This window comes from Glaciihabitans sp. dw_435 (genome assembly GCF_018449675.1).
GTDB lineage: Bacteria > Actinomycetota > Actinomycetes > Actinomycetales > Microbacteriaceae > Glaciihabitans.
Map to the genome: position 1 here is coordinate 1 of NZ_JAAVUZ010000030.1, position 17,403 is coordinate 17,403.

Here is a 17,403-nt window from a genome sequence, read left to right on the forward strand (position 1 = left end):
CGTGCCGAACTGGCCCGTTTTGGCCGGTGTGGCGGCTGTGGCGTGCCGAACTGGCCCGCTTTGCGAGTTGTCGCCGTTGTGGCGTGCCGAACTCGCCCGGTTTCGGTCATCAGTCGCCTGCCGTGCGCCGAACTGGCCCGTATTCGGCGGAAGCGGGCGAATCCGCTGAAAACGGGCGAGCGCGCTTGACCGTTTTCAGCGGAAATGACCGGTTTGGTGGCGACGACCGCGACCAAGGCCGACGACCGCGACCAAGGCCGACGACTGCGACTAAGGCCGAGGCCGCTAGCCACGACTGGCAATCGGCAATCGGCAATCGGCGATCGGCAGCCGGTAACTCGTGACCGAGGAGGTAGCTGAATGCCAGGACAACCGGCGACGCGGGTCGCCGTGGCGACCCGCGCACTAGCCGGAGCTAGCTACGAGCCGACCACGCAGGCGGTGTCGTTGCCCATGATGCCCGTTCCGCCGGAGACGGTCTTCGTGGGCTTCGGGGTGACGGGCGCCGTCGTGGCGGGTGCGGTGGTGGTGGCCGTCGGGGTGGTCGGCGTTGCCGTCGGAGTGCTCGTCGCGGTAGCGGGTGTCGTCGACGTTGCGGTGGGGGTGGCAGTGGACAGCACCGCGGAACCGCCCCGGATCGAGCCATCCGCCAGCACTACCGGCTTGTCGGCCTTGATCGCGGAGAAGATCTCGTCCGCGAGTACAGTGTTCGGTACGACCTTGCCGGGGTAGCTGGCGTTGCCGGTGGAGCCGGGGTACTGCACGAAGGCGAGCTCGTCCAGGTTGATCGAGCTGGCGGCCTGCGCCATGGACACCATGGTGTCGAGGGACGAAAGACTTGTCGAGAGGTGCACGTTCTTCGATGCGGCGGTCGCGAGCTTGTACAGCTTGGTGACGTCGGTGAGGGTTCCGTTGGTCTTGACGGTCTTGATGAGCGACGAGAGGTAGATCTGCTGAGACGAGATGCGCGCGAGGTCGCTGCTGTCACCGACGCCGTGGCGGGTGCGAAGGAACTCGAGTGCCGTCTGTCCCGACAGCTTGTGCGTGCCGGCCTTGAGGTGCAGCCCGGTGTCGGAGTCGTTGATCGCGGTCGCGAGACAGACCGGAACGCCGCCGATGGCGTTGGTCATCTTCACGACGCCATTGAAGGAGATCTGTGCGGCGTAGGGAATCTTGAGTCCCGTGAGCTCGGCGACGGTCTTCACGACGCACGCGAGCCCTCCCCGGCTCTGGGCGTCGTTCAGTGGCGCGGCATACAGCGCGCTGTTGACGACCTTGGTCATGGGGTTGGTGCACTCAGGGTGCGAGACGATCAGGTCGCGCGGGAGGCTGACCACGGTGGCGCTGGTGTGGTCCGACGAGACGTGGATCAGCATGTTGACGTCGTTGAGCGTGCCGCTGCGGAATCCGTACTGGTCGCCCTGCGAGCTGTCGTTATCGACGCCGACCACGAGCATGTTGAAGCCGCCCACGATCGCGCCGACGGCGGGGGGTTCACTGTCGTCGTCCGGCGTGATGTCGATGCCGCCGGCGGCGAGGTTATTGGTGACATTCCAGGTCGCGTACGTTGCGACGGACGCACCGCTGACGAGCACGACGGCCAGCGCAGCAGCCACGATCTTCAGGATCGTCGGCAGGGCGCGGTGCGGCCGCTGCTGTCCGTGGCGGATGGGTCCGCCGCCGTTGTGTTCGAGAGCGCGCTGCGCACGCCGGGTCGTTCCGGTCGACTCGCTGGTGGGCAAGGTCACGAAACAGGCCTGACGGCATGCAGCAGCTGAGTCGAAATCATTCGGGAAGTCTAAACGGCAAAGCTGATGAGAACGTGAGATGGAGCAGTGGATGCCTCGGGGTGTCGGCTTACGTCGGCGCGGTCGAGCCCTAGACGGCCCCGGGGTTTCCGCCGTCGGAGCTCGCTGGATCGCGTCGACCCTCGGCGATGAACGCGAGGCGACGAAGCGTTTCGACGTTGCGCAGGTGCAGCAGCACGTTCATGAAGAACTCGGGAACCCAGGTTCCGGGACCGGCGGTTGCCTCCTCGGTGATGCGCACGATGCATCCGTCGCCCTTGGGGCGCACGTCGATGGTGACGAGTGCCTCACCGATCGGCCAGCCCTTGGGCCGCATGGCAGCGTGGCGGGGCGGGTCCCACTCGAGCATGGTGGTCTCGTCATTGATGAGAAACGGCCAGACGCCGAACGAGTGGTGAAGGTGGAAGCCCTCTTCGGGCCATCCCTCCTCCACATCGCGCATCCGGGACGCACCGACCACCCAGGTGGGGAACAGCCACCCGTCGGCGATCACGGCGAAGACATCCTCGGGCGAGCAGTTCAGCTTGCGGGTGTTGACGGACACGGAACTCCCTCGTGGACGGATGCCGGGCGGATTTAGTCGGCGAGGATAGCGTAAAGCGCTCGCCGGGCATCATCGAGCTGCTTGACAGCGAGCACTCTTTGGTCATCGGTGGCCGCGAAGCGGAACTGGTGGATGACTCCCATGAGCTTCGCGACGCTCTCGTGAAGGTCGGCATCGGCCTCCGAATGCCCGGCGGCGTTCTGCCAGACGCGTTCGAGTTCCTCGGCGTGCGTGGTGACGTAGGCGCGACCCTCGTCGGTGAGCTGAAACTCGGTGCGGCGGCCCTCACCGATCTGCTCGATCAGTCCCTCGTCGACAAGCTGCTGCAGGGTCGGGTAGACCGAGCCGGGGCTCGGGCGCCACGTGTTGCCGGAGCGCTCGGCGATTTCCTTGATGAGGGCGTAGCCGTTGAAGGGCTTCTCGGCGATGAGGGAGAGGATCGCCGCACGCACGTCACCCTTGCGTTTGCGCTGGGGTCCCGGCGGGACGAAGCCGCGTGGTCCGATGCCACCAAAGCCGGGACCGAAGCCCCGCCCGAACCCGCCACGAGCCGGTCCGCCCCCGCCGAATCCGCGACCGTGGCCGTGTCCGCGGCCCCCGAAGTCCGGCCCGTCGGTGTAGTCGTCGTCCGGGGTGTGGTCGTCGTGGGGCGCGTTGTCGTGTGTCATGATCCTTCAACGATATATCGCAATAGTCGCTTCGACAAGGGAGCGCCGTGCGGTCACTCCCACGCAGTACCAGCGGCCAAGGGCGCCGTCAGCGACCGAGCAGCTCGGCCAGGATGTGGATTGCCTCACCGAACCGGTCCGGTCGCGGCCCCGAGTAATTGAGCCGCGCGTACGCGCCGGGCGGCTCGGTGGGGAACCAGTCGGTACCCGGAGCGATGGCGACCCCCGCGGCCAGGCTGCGGCGGGCCAGGTCGGCGACGTCGACGCGGTCGTCGAACCGCAGCCACAGGTTGATCCCGCCGCGCGGCAGGGCTGTCAGCGTCTCGGCGCCCAACTCGGCGACCACGGCACGGGCGAGCGTGTCACGGCGTTCCCGCAGGGCGGACTGCAGCCGGCGGGCGTGAGCCCGCCATCCGGGCGACGTCATCACCTCGAGGGCGGCCGCCTGGAGCGTTCCGCTGACGTAGAGGTCGGTCACGGTGCGGTCGACCTGGATCCGGGCCAACGCAGGTCCGCGGGCAATGATCGCCCCGACGCGCACGGCCGACGACAGGCTCTTGGTGAGGGACCGGATGTAGACGACGTGACCATCGGCGTCGTGGGCGACGAGTGGTCGTGCGACCTCGTCGATCCCGAAGTCGTGGGCCCAGTCATCCTCGATCACAAACGCGTCGCGGGAACGGATGACCCCGAGGATGGCGTCTGACTCCGCGCGCGACCAGATGGCGCCCGTGGGGTTCGCGAAATTCGGTTGGGCGTAGAACAGTCGCGCGCCACTGGTCACGAGCGCGGCGTCGAGGGCATCAGCAGACGGTGCGCCGGCGCCCCGCGCGATGGGGACAATAACGAGACCGGCCTGCCGCGCCGCGGCGATGGCTCCCCAGTACGTGGGCGACTCCATCACGATCGAGTCTCCCGGTTGTGCCAGTGCGCGGAAGATGGAGGCGAGCGCACTCTGGCTGCCGGGAACGATAATGACGTCGTCGGCGGATGGCGCGGCTCCGGGTGAACCGGGACTTGCCGCCACTTCGCTGGCGAACCACGCGCGCAGCTCGGGGAGACCCTCCATCGCGGGTCGGTCGGTCACCGCGGCGCCGCGGGACGCCCGGGCCAGCGCGGAGCGCACGAGCGCAATCGGCAGCAGATCCTCGGACGGATAGCCGGAATGCAGGGGGATGATGCCCGGCGTCGTCTGCGTCATCGCGGCGCTGATGGCGGAGGGGTTGTTGCGGCTGGGTCCGAGCGTCGTCGTCTGCCACGAGAAGTCCGGACGGCTCATGGCCCGGCGCGCGGCCACGAAGTTTCCCGTGCCGGGGCGCGTGATGACCAGGCCCTCCTGCACGAGCCGCTGCACCGCGCGCTGCACGGTAATCGCACTCACCGAAAACTGTTCGACGAGCGACCGGGTGGACGGAAGACGCTGACCGGTGGAAGCCGCGCGAACGAGACTGCGCAGGTGTAGCTCAATGCGGTTCGCGGTGCTATCGTCGTCCATGAATACACAGAATAGCGCTATCGAGACTCCGGCCGTGGTGCTATCGCCGGCTAACCCGTCCTCGCCGGCCCGGGGACTGCTGTTCGGTGCGATCGGTGTGCTCGCCTTCTCCTTCACTCTGCCGTTCACGCGGGTAGCGGTCGAGACGCTCGACCCACTGTTCGTCGGAGCCGGGCGCGCGGTCGTCGCGGGGCTGCTCGCCATCGCGGTGCTGGCGATCACCCGTCAGCGCTTTCCCCGCGGCATGCAGATCGTGCGACTTCTCGTGATCGCGGCGGGAGTAATCGCCGGGTTCCCGCTCCTGACCAGCTTCGCCATGCAAACGGCGCCGGCGAGCCACGGTGCCGTGGTCATCGGTGTGCTGCCCGCGGCGACGGCGCTCGCTGCAGTGATCCGCGCGAAGGAGCGTCCCAGCCGCCTGTTCTGGGTTACCAGCGTCGCCGGCGTCATCGCCGCCATCGCGTTCGTCGCGATCAGCGCGGGCGGTCTCGCCGGAATCCACGCGTCCGACCTGCTGCTGCTCGGTGCCGTTGCCCTCGCCGCCATTGGATACGCCGAGGGCGGGATGCTGTCGCGCGAGCTCGGGTCGTGGCAGACGATCTGCTGGGCGCTGGTGCTGGCGCTGCCCGTGATGCTTCCCCTGACGATTGTGAGCGCGACGAGTCATCCCGTGCACGCGGGCCCCGCAGGGTGGCTCGCGTTCGCCTATCTCGGCGTGATCAGCATGTTCCTGGGGTTCTTCGCCTGGTACCGGGGACTGGCGATCGGACCGATGGCTAACGTCAGCCAGATCCAGCTCGTGCAGCCGCTGCTGACGTTCGCGTGGGCGGTGCTGCTCTTTGGCGAGAACCTCGACTGGCGGGTGCTGGTCGGCGGGATCGCCATCATCGCGCTGGCCGCGACCGCCGTCCGGGCGCGCGTGCGCACCTAGCGCCCGCGACGCACGAGGGCGGCCGCGGCTCGAAAGCCGTGGCCGCCCAGGAGGTGCGTGCGTAGGTGCCGACTGCTAGTTGGCGGGGGCGTTCGTGGGGGCTCCCGCGCCGCCCGTTCCGCCGCCGAAGCCGCCGCCGGCGAAGGTCGCGGCACCCTCGGAGATGGTCGTCGCCGCGGCAACATTTCCGTCGGAGTCGGCGGTGCCGACCACTGTCACGGTGTCGCCGGCGGCGAGCTTGTCCAGCGTGCTGTCAGTGGTGGTGGTGACCTTGGTGTCGTCTGTCGAGGTCACGGTGACCTCGGCGCCTGCCGCCGTCTTGAGGGTGACGGTGTCGCCATCGACCGAGACAACCGTGCCGGAGGTGAACCCGCCGCGCGTAGCGCCGGTGCCGGTGGTGCCGCCGGGGAATCCCTCACCGGTGCCGCCGCCGAAGCTGCCGCGATTCGCGCCTCCGGCTTGGCTGCTGCTGCTGTTGCCGTTCTGGCCAATCAGCACGCCGGCGAAGAGGCCGATGCCGAGCACCGCGACGAGCGCGAGAATCGGCGTCACGATGCGCATCGCGCCCTTCTTCTTGGGGGCCGGGGTGTTCGGGGTGACCGGTGCCGGGTTGACCGGGGTCGGGTTATAGCCAGTGGCGCCGGTGGGTTCGATGTTCGTCATGGGAGTTCTCTTTCTTCAGTAGGTAGAGGGGGAGCTAGATGGCGCGAAGCGCCTGGATGGGACGCATGGCCGCGGCCCGGCCCGCGGGGTAGACCCCGAAGAACACGCCGATGGCAACGGAGACGCCCAGCGCGAGCGGCACGGAGTACCCGAGCACGACCGGTTGGGTGCCATAGATCTCGTAGTTCGAGCCGATCAGCGCGACGATCACGCCGAGGATGCCGCCCACAAGGGTGAGCGTCGCTGCCTCCGCGAGGAACTGGCCGAGGATGGCACCGCGGGTGGCGCCGAGCGCCTTGCGAATACCGATCTCTCGCGTGCGTTCGGTGACACTCACGAGCATCACGTTGGTCACGCCGATTCCACCGACGAGCAGACTGATCGCCGCGACCACACCGAGCAGGACGGTGAAGCTGTCCGCGCTAGCCTCCTGGGTCTCGAGCAGGGTCGACTGGTCCGTGATGGTGTACGGGGCAGTGTCATCCGCCCCCACACCGAGCAGTTGGTCGAGCATCACGGTGATCTCGCCGGTTGCGGCGTCGACAGAGTCGGAGTCCGTCGCCTGCACGAGCAGGGTGCTCACCGCGCCGTATCCGGTGAAGGAGCGCTGCACCCGGGTGATCGGCGCGATGATCACCGAGTTGGGGTCGGTGAATCCGGTGCTGCTCTGGGTGGCCATGATTCCGACGATGGTGAATGGCGTCCCGTCGATCGAGACCGATTGCCCCAGCGCCGACCCGGTCGGGAAGAGCGTGGTGGCGAGCGTCTGCCCGATTACCGCGACCTTGGCCGAGCTCGTGACATCCGCCTCGGTGAACGCCGACCCGGTCGCAACCTTCGCCGTCGAGACGCCGAAGTAGTTGGGGGTGGTTCCGATGACGGAGGTGCTGTCAGCCGAGGTCGTTGTCGACGACACGGTGAGCGAGGTGCTCACCTGCGGCACGACCGCCTTCACATGGCCGAGGCCGGAGTCGGCGAGCTGGGTGCTCACGTCGTAGGTGATCTCCTTGGTGCTGCTGGAGGTCGCCGTGGCCGCGCCGCCGCCGCCCGAGCTCGCCCGCACTGTCACCGTGTCGGTGCCGAGAGCCGCGATGGATGCCTTGATGGTCTGCGCCGAGCCGTTGCCGACCGCGAGCAGCAGGATGACGGATGCCACACCGATGAGCACACCGAGAAGGGTGAGAATCGAGCGCAGCTTGTTGGCGGTGACCCCGCGCAGGGCCGAGAGCAGAATGTCGCCGAGTTTCATGCGCGCACCCCCAGGAGGGATTCGCGGTCGGAGACGATGAGTCCGTCGCTGATGGCGAGCACCCGGTGGGTGCGTTCGGCGACGTGTTCCTCGTGGGTGATGATCACGATGGTGCGACCTTCCGCCGCGAGGCGATCGAAGATGCCGAGGATCTCGTCGGTGGATTCCGAGTCGAGGTTTCCGGTCGGTTCATCCGCCAGCACGAGCGTGGGCGAGGTGACGAGGGCGCGGGCGATGGCGACACGCTGCTGCTGGCCTCCGGAGAGTTCCTGCGGCTCGTGGTCCGCGCGGTGCCCGAGCCCGACCATCTCCAGAGCCTCGAGCGCGCGCCGCCGCCGTTCCTTGCGCTTGTAGCCGCCGTAGACGAGGGGCAGTTCAACGTTGGCGACGGCGCTCATGCGCGGCACCAGGTTGAAGGACTGGAACACAAAGCCGATCTCCCGGTTGCGCACCTTGGCGAGCTGGCCCTCGTCGAACGCGCTGACGTCGTCACCGGCCAACAGGTACGAACCCGAGGACGCCACGTCGAGGCAGCCGAGCAGGTTCATGAGTGTCGACTTTCCGGAACCGGACGGTCCCATGATGGCGAGGTAGTCCCCGGCGCCGACCGTGAGGTCGATACCGCGGAGGGCGTGCACTGCTGCGTCGCCCGTTCCATAGACCTGGTGGATGTCCCGGAGTTCGAGCACCGGGAGCGCGGCGGTGAAGCCGGACCCGATCGGCCCGACTACTGCGTGACTCAATTTCCGCCGCCGGGGAATCCGCCGGTGCCGCCGCCGGTGAAGCCGCCACCGGTACCGCCGCCGAAGCCGCCCGTTCCGGTGCCGCCGCGGGTGGTGCCGGTCGTGCCTGTCGTGGAGGTGGTGGCGGCGACCGTGCCGAGCACGACCGTCTCGCCGTCGGTCAGCCCGGAGGTGATCTCGGTGCCGTTGTCGCCGACGACACCGGTCTCGACTGTCACCGTGCTGGTGACGCCGGACTTGACGACCTTGACCGTGGAGGTGCCGTCGGTCGCGGTGGTGATTGCCGCGGTCGGCACGTAGAGCGACGTTGCCTTGGACGATGTCGTGGTGATCGCGACGGTCGCGGTCTGGCCGAGTCGAATGTTGGCGGGCACCTTATCGAGGGTGATGGTCGTCGCGTAGGTGACGACCGAGTTGCTGGCAGTGGAGGTCGGCGCGATGGCGGTGACCTTGGCTGCGGCGGTCACGCCGTCCAGGGCGGGGAAGGAGATCGTCGCGACCTGACCGACCTTGACCGAGGCGATGTCGGCTTCGGCGATGCTGGCCGAGACCGTGTAGGCAGAGACATCCGCAATCGTCACGAAGCCCGTCGAGCTGCTCGTCGTGGTCGACGTGCTGCTGCTGGAGGTGCCGGTGGACGCCGCGGCACCCGAGCTGCTGGAGCTGGATCCGCCGGAGACCGATCCGCCGACCTGACCGCTGACGGCAATAACGAGTCCCGCGATGGGGGCCTTCAGTGTTGTATCACTGAGGGCGTCTTCCGCGTCATCGAGTGTCTGCTGAGCTGTGTCGACCGCATCTTCCGCACTCTCGACGTTGGTCTTGCCCGTGCGGATCTGGCTGCGGGCCGACGTCACGTCCTGTGTCTTCGAGGGGTCCTTCGCGAGGGCCGCCTTCGCCGTGGTGAGCGAGTCATACGCGGTCTGCAGGTCTGCCTCGGCGTTGGTCACGCCCTCGTTCGCCTTGGTCACGCCCTTCGTGGCGGTGTCGATGGCGTCCGTGAAGTCGCTGGTCGCGAGGGTGCCGAGCACCGTGCCCTTCTTGACGGTGGCGCCGAGCGTCGTATTGACCGACTTGATCGTTCCCGACTGCGCGAAGCTGACGGCGACTTCCTGCTTGGCCGCGATCGACCCGCTTGCACTGATCGTGCTGCTCACCGCTCCCGTCTGCACCGTGCCGGTGAGCTGGGTCGCCGTGGCAGTGGCCGTCTTGACCGGGTTGATGACGAAGTAGGCGCCGGTACCGGCTGCGAGGATGACGACGGCCAGCACAGTGTTGGTAATCGCGGGTCGGGGAAGTTTCATGGTTGCAGAGTCACCGACATTCCTATGGGCATCGTCTGGCGAATCTGAGTAGAACCTGTGAACTGGTGCGATTACGATCGGGGTGGAAACGAGGTACTCATGAGCGACGACGGCGGAACACGATTCGACCCGCGGTTCAGCCCCGCCTTTCAGCGGGGCTTCGACCCCAACGATCCCGATGCGCAGCAGAGTGAGACGGCGAAGCGTGCCGCCGCGGCCAGTGCCCTCGGGCGTCCCATCGCGACCGCGGAATCGCTGTCACAACCCGCGATGGAGTTCCCCTCCGTCGTCCCGGTGGCGCAGCCGGTGCAGCAGCCGGCGACACCGCGTCCGGTGCTGCAGTCCTGGCAACAACCGGGCTATCACCCCGACCCGCGGCCGTACAGCACGGACGACACGAGTGATGGAGTGGTCGTGATGGGAGAGGTGGATGCCCCGCCCGCCGTGCGCGCCCACCTCCGCAACCCGTGGCTGATCTCCCTCGCCGTTCTCGCGCTGCTGTTGGTCGTCGTGGGAGTGCTCCTCTACTCCCGCGCGGCAAACGCGTACACGTCCAACGGAGACTTCGTCGCCCCGGGCGACTACGTGCTGCTGGAAGCGAGTCTGTCCGCGGCGCCCCTGATGATCCTGCTGGGGGCAGCGACCGCGATCGGTGTGCTGTTCGTTGTCGCGGTGCGCTGGCGACCGCGCGCGTAGCGCTTGTGCACCGACCGGGTCGGTTACGTCTGGCAGCGCGGGCAGAAGTAGGTGTCCCGCTGCGTGAGCGCACTCTCGCCGAGCGAGCCACGGCGGATGCGCGTGCCGCACCGCAGGCACGGCTTGTTCTCGCGCTGGCTGACCCACGCCATCTTGCCCGGGCGCAGGTCTCCTGTGGTCGATCGCTCGGTGCGATCACGGTTGGCGAGGATCACGCGATGGGCGAGGGAGATCAGCCCCGGGACATCCGGAACCTCGCCGACGGGCCGCGTTGGCAGCAGTCCGCGCAGGAAACAGATTTCGTTGCGATAGACGTTGCCGAGCCCGGCGATGACGCGCTGGTCGAGAAGCGCGAGCCCGATGGGGCGCGCGGGGTCTGCGGTGACATTGCGCAGCGCGAGCTCTGGGTCCCACCCGGGGCCGAGGATGTCGGGGCCGAGGTAGCCGATGACGTCGTCCTCGTTGGCGCGCGGCACGATCTCCAGCACCCCGAGCTGGAAGCCGATGGCCACGCGCTCGGCGGTGCCGAGAATTGCCCGCGCCTGCCAGGCGGGTCTGCGCCAGGCCGTGCCGGGGAGATAGAGGTGCCAGGAGCCCTCCATCTTGAGGTGGCTGTGGATCGTGACATCCCCGATCCGGTGCAGCAGGTGCTTGCCGACGGCGACGACGGATTCGACTGTCTCGCCGGTCAGGTCGACGGTGGCGAAGGCCGGGACGCGGATGTCGCAGCGCTCGAGTGTCGCGCCGGCGAGGGCGTCATTCATCGCCCGCGCCGAACGGAAGACGGTATCTCCCTCGGGCACGTCAGGCTCCCGCCCGGCACATCGCGCCGCCCATCAACTGCGCAGTCGCAGACCCTGCGGTGTTGCGGCAAACCCGGCGTCGACGAGGGCGTTGCCGAGCGGTGTGCCGACGGAGAACTCGCCGTCCACTCGCTCGACGCGGAGCTTGCCGAGGCCCGTGCGCACGGTCGATGCAAGCGACGCCGCGGCGACGGCGAGGGTTGTGCCGGCCTTCGGGTCGTTCGCGTCGACGAAGGTCAGGACGGTCTTGCCGCCGCGTTCGATGTAGAGCACGAGGAAGCCGTCGACCATCACCACGAGGGCACCGGCCTTGCGCCCCGGACGGTGCCCCGTGCGCTTGTCCGTGACGGGAGCGGCGATGGGTACCGCGATCACCGGGTTGGCCGCGGGATCGTCGGTGGGGCCGCCGGCACCATCGGTAAGCGGCGGATCGGTGGGCCAGGCGAGGGCGGCGCCGTAGGGGTTGGCCGGGTCGGTCGCGGCCAGCGTGCGGGCAACGGGTTCGGCCGAGGAGTCGGGATCCCGCGTGAAATTGCGCAGGCGGTCGACCGTGGCGCCGGTGGCGAACTGTGCGCCGCCGAGTCCGTCGACGAAGTAGCCGCGGCGCGCTCGGCCGGTTTCCTCGAACGTACTGAGCACCTTGTACACGAGGGCAAACCCGCCGCGAATGCCCTCGCTGACGACGGCGCCGCGGGTGACGACACCGTGCCGTTCGAGGAGGGATTCCGCCGTTGCTTTGGCGCGCAGCGTGGTGTCGCCTTCGGCCAGGGGAAGAAGTGACCAGCGGCCGCCGACGCTCGGCGGCCCGGACTGGCTCGGCAGCGCCGACCGTCCACGTCCGCGGTATGCCCGGGCGCGGGGTGCGCGCGTGGGCGCGGCCTTGCCTCCCAGGTAGGAGCGCAGTGGCGCGAAGGTGTCGTTGGTGATGAGGCCGGCCCAGACCAGATCCCACAACGCGGTGGTCAGCGCCGCGTCATCCATCGATCCGACCGCGTTGGACAGCTGGCGGAAGAAGAAGGCACCGCCGCCGACGAGGCTCACGAGAATCTCACGCTGCAGCTCGGTGGTCTCGATGTCCTGCGGAGCGGCCAGCGTGATCGGCGCGTTTTCGGCGATGTGCAGACTGACCCAGCCGTCGCTGCCGGGGAGCGAGCCGGCACCGGACCACAGCACCTCGCCGGTGACGGTGAGTTCGTCGAGCCAGGCGGGGGTGTAGTTGCGCAGGCGGGCGGGAAGCACGAGGGTCTCCCAAGCGGATGCCGGCAGCGGAACGCCGCCGAGCTGGTCGATCACCTGGGCGAGACCGTCGACACCGCTGAGCGTGCTGCCGACGTGCTGCCAGACCGGCAGGAACCGGGCAAGGGTGTCGGTCGTAACGGGCTCGACCTCGTGGCGCAGGGCCGCGAGGGACCGGCTGCGCAGGCGCCGCAAGATCTCGGCGTCGACCCATTCGCTTCCGCTGGCACCGGGGCGGAATTCGCCCTCGACCACGCGGCGCCCGGCACCGAGGCGGCGCAGGGAGTCGAGAACAACGGCAACGCCGAGGCCGTAGCGGTCGGCAACCGCGGCGGCGGTGAAGGGTCCGTGGGTGCGGGCGTACCGGCTCACGAGGTCACCGACCGGATCGGCGACCGGCTCGACGAACGCCGAGGGCACGCCGATGGGGAGCGGCACGCCCAGGGCGTCCCGCAGACGGCTGGCGTCCTCGATGACGGCCCAGCGCTCGCCGCCGGCGACACCCGCCCGGAGCACGCGGTTACTGCGCGCGAGTTCGCCAAGCTGTTCGAGGAGCGCGTCCGCGGTGGGGACCGGCGAGGCGGCGGCCGCCTCAGTGACGAGCCAGCTTCGTTCGACGATTTCGTCGAGGGTGAGCGGCCCGACCACCCGCAGCAGGTCGACCACCCCTTCCATGTCGCGCACGCGACGGTCGGGGGCGAGGCGCTGCAGCTCGAGCTCCGTCTGCTCGATGACCGCGGCATCCAGCAGCTCGCGAAGCTCAGCGCGGCCGAGCAACTCGGCGAGCAGGGTGGGGTCCAGCGACAGTGCCGCCGCGCGGCGTTCGGCGAGGGGCGAGTCTCCCTCGTACATGAACGCGGCGACGTAGCCGAACAGCAGGCTTCGGGCGAACGGCGACGCGGATTCGGTCTCTGCTTCGACGAGCCGGATGCGCCGACTCGCGATTTCGGCGGTGATTCCCATCAACGCCGGAAGGTCGTACACGTCTTGCAGCACTTCGCGCACGGCTTCGAGCACGATCGGGAAGCTCGGGTAGTTGCGGGCGACCTCCAGCAGCTGGGAGGCGCGCTGGCGCTGCTGCCAGAGGGGCGAGCGCTTGCCGGGGTTGTAGCGCGGCAGCAGCAGTGCCCGGGCCGCGCACTCACGGAAGCGCGCGGCAAACAGGGCTGACCCGCCCACCTCGTCGGTGACCATCTGCTCGAGTTCGGCCGCCTCGAAGACGAAGAGTTCCGCCCCGGGCGGCTCGGCGTCGGTGTCTGGCAGCCGCACGATGATTCCGTCGTCGCCGGCGACCGCCGCACCGTCGTATCCGAAACGCTCGCGCACCCGGGCGGTGACGGCCAGCGCCCACGGTGCGTGCACCTGCATGCCATAGGGGGAGTGCAGGATGACCCGCCAGTCGCCCAACTCGTCGCGGAACCGTTCCACCACCATCGTCTTGTCCGTGGGAACGTGACCCGTCGCGACCTTCTGGTCGGCGATGAAGGCGACGAGGTTGGTGACGGCGCGCTCGTCGAGACCGCCGGAGGCAACCCGGGTCAGTGCATCGGCGGCAGACGCACCGGCGACCTCACGGATGTACTCGCCGATCGCCTTACCCAGCTCGGCCGGACGACCGATGCCGTCACCCTTCCAGAACGGAACGCGGCCCGGCTGTCCGTAGGCGGGGGTCACAAGAACGCGATCGTGGGTGATGTCTTCGATGCGCCAGCTCGTCGCGCCCAGGGCAAAGACGTCGCCGACGCGGGACTCGTAGACCATCTCTTCGTCGAGCTCACCGACGCGACCCTGTCCGCTGGTGGCGCCGGTTCCGGTGGCGGAGCCGACCATGAAAACGCCGAACAACCCGCGGTCAGGGATGGTTCCTCCGCTGGTCACCGCCAGGCGCTGCGCTCCCGGGCGGCCGGTCAGTGTGCCCGACACACGGTCCCACACGATGCGCGGGCGCAGTTCGGCAAACTCATCGCTGGGGTAGAGACCGCTCAGCAGATCGAGCGTCGCGTCATACGCGCTGCGGGGGAGGGTCGCGAACGGCGCGCTGCGCCGCACGGTGTCGTACCACTCCTCGATGTCGAGGCTGTCGAGGGCGACGGCGGCGATCGTCTGCTGCGCCAGGATGTCCAGCGGGTTCGCCGGAATGGCGATGGCCTCGATCTGCCCCGACACCATGCGCTCGCTGACGACGGCCGTGTGGATGAGGTCGGCACGATGCTTGGGGAACAGCACCCCCCGCGAGATCTCGCCCACCTGGTGGCCGGCGCGACCGACGCGCTGCAATCCACTCGCCACGGATGGCGGCGACTCGACCTGCACGACGAGGTCGACCTCTCCCATGTCGATGCCGAGCTCGAGGGAGGAGGTGGCGACAACACAGCGAAGGCGCCCGCTCTTGAGATCGTCCTCGATGATGGCGCGCTGGTCTTTGCTGACGGACCCGTGGTGTGCCCGCGCCAGCAACTGCTCGGCGCCGGAGGTGATGCCCGATGCCCCGACCGCCTGCGCCGGGAACGCCGTGCGGAACATCGGACCCGCGGCGGGAATGCCCACGGGCGCGACCTCCGGAACGACAGAAGTGCTGCGCGCGACCGCTCCGGTCGCGTCAATGAGTTCGGGGGTGAGAGCGTCGAGCAACTCCGGCGTGGCGCCTGCGGCGGCGGGCAGGGATGCACCCTCGTACGGAAGATCATCGGCGGGGTTCATCCGCTCGCTGTAAATCTCGTTGAGTCGCCCGGTCAGGCGCTCGGCCAGCCGGCGGGAGTTGGCGAACACGATCGTCGACCGGTGCTCGAGGATCAGGTCGACGATGCGCTCCTCGACGTGCGGCCAGATCGATCCCTGCGGGGGAGCACCGGCAGAGGAGCCCTCGAGCACGGGCGCGGTGCCGAGTTCCGTCATGTCGTCGACGGGCACAACCACCTGCAGGTCGAAGCGCTTGCCCGATGGCGGCGCGACGATCGTCACCGGCGCGCTGCCGCCCAGAAACCGTGCAACCTCTTCGCGCGGTCGCACCGTCGCCGACAGTCCGATGCGCTGCGCGGGCTTCGGCAGCAGGTCGTCGAGCCGTTCGAGCGAGACAGCCAGGTGCGCGCCGCGTTTGGTGGATGCCACGGCGTGAATCTCATCCACGATGACCGTGTCGACCCCGAGCAGCGTCTCCCGTGCAGCGGAGGTGAGCATCAGGTAGAGCGACTCGGGGGTGGTGATGAGGACGTCGGGAGGTGTGCGCGCGAGCAGTCGGCGGTCCTGTGTGGACGTGTCGCCCGACCGCACCCCGACGGTGATGTTCGGCGCATCGAGGCCGAGACGCTTGGCGGTCTGGGTCACCCCAACGAGCGGCGACCTCAGGTTGCGTTCGACGTCGACGCCGAGCGCCTTCAGCGGCGAGATGTACAGCACGCGGGTGCGGCGCTTCTCGTCGGGAGTGCCCTTGTCGGTCAGGGGACGCACGGGGTTGGCGATCAGCTGGTCGATCGACCACAGGAACGCCGCGAGAGTCTTACCGGATCCGGTGGGCGCCACCACCAGCGCGTGGGACCCCGACGAAATCGCGTCCCAGGCACCGAGTTGGGCGGCAGTGGGCTCCGGGAACGCGCCAGCGAACCACGCGCGCGTGGCGGGGGAGAAACGGTCGAGCACTGTGCCCATGCTTCTATCCTCCCCCGAACCACTGACAGCCCGCCGTCAGAGCGCTCACGGCGAACAGGGTGGTACGGTGTGCAGCCTCAGCTCAGGTGCTCCCGCAGGAACTCGCTCACGTTGGACAGCTCTTCCGACGAGATGGAGTGCGGCAGGTCCTCGTAGATCCGGGTGGTCTCGGTGGAGTGCGTCGGCAGCCACTCCTCGGTGCGCGCGACTGCGGCATCGGTGATGACCTGATCGGCGGTTCCGCGTCCCCAGAAAACGGGAGGGCGCAGCCTCTCCAGCTCGGCGTCTCCCGCGTGCTCCCCGCCGGCCACAAATCCGGACAGCATCACTGTCGCGGCGAAGCGCCCGGGCGCCAGGCGGTTCAGCTGCAGCGCGATGGCGCCTCCCTGCGAGAAGCCGAGCAGTGCGACGTTCGTGTATTCGAGGGTGTCGAGCCAGTCGAGAACTGCCGTGGCCGATTCATCCAGCGCCGCCGGATCGGGGTTTCCGCGCTCGCTGTTCTGCAGCGAGAACCAGGCGTATCCACCGCTTTCCTCGAGCGGTGCCCGCAGCGAGGCGATGACGGGTCCGAGCGGCAGGCGCGGTGACAACCCGAAGAGGTCCCCCTCGTGCGAGCCGTAGCCATGCAGCAGAACGATCAGCGGACGCCCGGCACGTTCGCGCTCCGGTGACGACCAGACGACGGCGTCGGAATTGATCTGCATGGTGCCTCTTTCAAACGGGGTGACGGACGTGAATGAGGCGAGCGGATGATCGTGCGCCAACGCTGTTCACGGTAGCCGTCGCAGCCTCCGCTGTCGAAGAACGACCCTGCCGACAACAAAGTGACGGGTCCGCCCGCCTGTGAAGTCGGCCCCGCCAGCACGCCCTGCACACGTTCGTAACATGACGTGAGTAACAATGGACCATGAGCTCAGTAGGCACCCCCGACCCGAATCCAGGCTGGCTGTCAGAAGAGGAGCTCGCCACCGCGCGATCCCGCCTTCCCCTGCTGTACGTCGAAGCGGTCCCCGTGCGCGTCGACGGCCTCGGCCAGGTCACGCAGGTCGGCGTACTGCTGCGCGCGAACTCCGCGGGAGCGATCACCCGCACGCTGGTCTCCGGTCGCGTGATGCACGGCGAGACCCTGCGCGATGCGCTGTTCCGTCACCTCGAGAAGGACCTGGGGCCGATGGCCTTCCCGCAGCTCCCCGCCTCGATCGTGCCGTTCTCGGTCGCCGAGTACTTCCCGTTCCCCGGTGCCCAGTACACCGACGATCGCCAGCACGCGGTCTCGCTCGCCTACGTCGTGCCCGTCACCGGCACCTGCGACCCGCGCCAGGACGCCCTCGAGCTCACCTGGATGAGCCCCATCGAGGCGGCATCCGACGCCATCGCCGCCGAGATGGAGGGCGGTCGCGGGGCACTCCTGCGCGCCGGCCTCGCCTCCGTCGGCCGCCTCTTCTAGGTAGGCGCTCGTGTTCTAGGTAGGCGCTCGTGCCGGCGTTCGCGCCAGCGCCGGACGTCCGGCACCAGACGTCCGACGCGGGAGGTCCACCGCGAGAGGTGCGTCAGCCCGGGTCATCCGCTACAAACAGGGCATCCGCTGAAAACGGGCGAATGCGCTGAAAAGGGGCCA

General features: G+C 68.6%; 14 protein-coding genes. 3 read left to right on the plus strand and 11 right to left on the minus strand.

Going from position 1 to position 17,403, the window contains the following annotated elements; all coding sequences use genetic code 11:
* Positions 1-419: 419 nt before the first annotated feature.
* The 4 genes from HB677_RS17720 to HB677_RS17735 all read right to left on the minus strand — a co-directional run bounded on the left by HB677_RS17720 (position 420) and on the right by HB677_RS17735 (position 4,515).
* Positions 420-1,748, minus strand: a complete 1,329-nt coding sequence (locus HB677_RS17720) for an LCP family protein (RefSeq protein WP_307852638.1) — start codon at positions 1,746-1,748, stop codon at positions 420-422.
* 130 nt (positions 1,749-1,878) lie between these two features.
* Positions 1,879-2,352 carry an SRPBCC family protein gene (locus HB677_RS17725; RefSeq protein ID WP_213817065.1) on the minus strand — a complete coding sequence of 158 codons (474 nt, stop codon included), beginning with the start codon at positions 2,350-2,352 and terminating at the stop codon, positions 1,879-1,881.
* A gap of 32 nt (positions 2,353-2,384) precedes the next feature.
* Complete coding sequence (locus HB677_RS17730) at positions 2,385-3,020, minus strand: PadR family transcriptional regulator (RefSeq protein ID WP_213817066.1); 636 nt, start codon at positions 3,018-3,020, stop codon at positions 2,385-2,387.
* 88 nt (positions 3,021-3,108) lie between these two features.
* Positions 3,109-4,515 (minus strand): PLP-dependent aminotransferase family protein, encoded by a 1,407-nt coding sequence (locus HB677_RS17735; RefSeq protein WP_213817067.1) that lies wholly within the window; start codon positions 4,513-4,515, stop codon positions 3,109-3,111.
* Between HB677_RS17735 and HB677_RS17740 the strand changes: the two genes are divergently transcribed.
* On the plus strand, positions 4,514-5,446 hold the full coding sequence (locus HB677_RS17740; protein WP_213817068.1) for a DMT family transporter: 933 nt from the start codon (positions 4,514-4,516) through the stop codon (positions 5,444-5,446). The genes HB677_RS17735 and HB677_RS17740 overlap by 2 nt on opposite strands.
* Positions 5,447-5,521: 75 nt before the next feature.
* Here HB677_RS17740 and HB677_RS17745 read toward each other — a convergent pair whose 3' ends face one another.
* Genes HB677_RS17745 through HB677_RS17760 form a run of 4 tightly spaced genes read right to left on the minus strand, consistent with a single transcriptional unit; the run spans position 5,522 to position 9,405 of the window.
* Positions 5,522-6,109, minus strand: coding sequence for a hypothetical protein (locus tag HB677_RS17745; protein WP_213817069.1), 588 nt, complete (start codon positions 6,107-6,109; stop codon positions 5,522-5,524).
* 34 nt (positions 6,110-6,143) lie between these two features.
* Positions 6,144-7,358: an ABC transporter permease gene (locus tag HB677_RS17750; RefSeq protein ID WP_213817070.1), complete on the minus strand. Its 1,215-nt coding sequence runs from the start codon at positions 7,356-7,358 to the stop codon at positions 6,144-6,146.
* Complete coding sequence (locus tag HB677_RS17755) at positions 7,355-8,101, minus strand: ABC transporter ATP-binding protein (protein WP_218624802.1); 747 nt, start codon at positions 8,099-8,101, stop codon at positions 7,355-7,357. Before HB677_RS17755 ends, HB677_RS17750 begins: the two co-directional genes overlap by 4 nt.
* Complete coding sequence (locus HB677_RS17760; RefSeq protein ID WP_213817071.1) at positions 8,098-9,405, minus strand: efflux RND transporter periplasmic adaptor subunit; 1,308 nt, start codon at positions 9,403-9,405, stop codon at positions 8,098-8,100. The genes HB677_RS17755 and HB677_RS17760 overlap by 4 nt, the downstream gene beginning before the upstream one ends.
* A 99-nt stretch (positions 9,406-9,504) precedes the next feature.
* Between HB677_RS17760 and HB677_RS17765 the strand changes: the two genes are divergently transcribed.
* On the plus strand, positions 9,505-10,101 hold the full coding sequence (locus HB677_RS17765) for a hypothetical protein (protein ID WP_213817072.1): 597 nt from the start codon (positions 9,505-9,507) through the stop codon (positions 10,099-10,101).
* 23 nt (positions 10,102-10,124) lie between these two features.
* On the opposite strand, the gene HB677_RS17770 is transcribed toward HB677_RS17765, so the two are convergent.
* The 3 genes from HB677_RS17770 to HB677_RS17780 all read right to left on the minus strand — a co-directional run bounded on the left by HB677_RS17770 (position 10,125) and on the right by HB677_RS17780 (position 16,489).
* Positions 10,125-10,904, minus strand: coding sequence for a DNA-formamidopyrimidine glycosylase family protein (locus HB677_RS17770; RefSeq protein ID WP_213817073.1), 780 nt, complete (start codon positions 10,902-10,904; stop codon positions 10,125-10,127).
* A 33-nt stretch (positions 10,905-10,937) separates the two neighbouring features.
* The gene (locus HB677_RS17775; RefSeq protein WP_213817074.1) at positions 10,938-15,785 is read right to left on the minus strand and encodes a DEAD/DEAH box helicase; all 4,848 of its coding nucleotides are present in this window, start codon (positions 15,783-15,785) and stop codon (positions 10,938-10,940) included.
* A 77-nt stretch (positions 15,786-15,862) separates the two neighbouring features.
* Positions 15,863-16,489 carry an alpha/beta hydrolase gene (locus tag HB677_RS17780; protein WP_213817075.1) on the minus strand — a complete coding sequence of 209 codons (627 nt, stop codon included), beginning with the start codon at positions 16,487-16,489 and terminating at the stop codon, positions 15,863-15,865.
* A gap of 203 nt (positions 16,490-16,692) precedes the next feature.
* Between HB677_RS17780 and HB677_RS17785 the strand changes: the two genes are divergently transcribed.
* Complete coding sequence (locus HB677_RS17785; protein WP_213817076.1) at positions 16,693-17,232, plus strand: NUDIX hydrolase family protein; 540 nt, start codon at positions 16,693-16,695, stop codon at positions 17,230-17,232.
* The last annotated feature ends 171 nt before the right edge of the window (positions 17,233-17,403 follow it).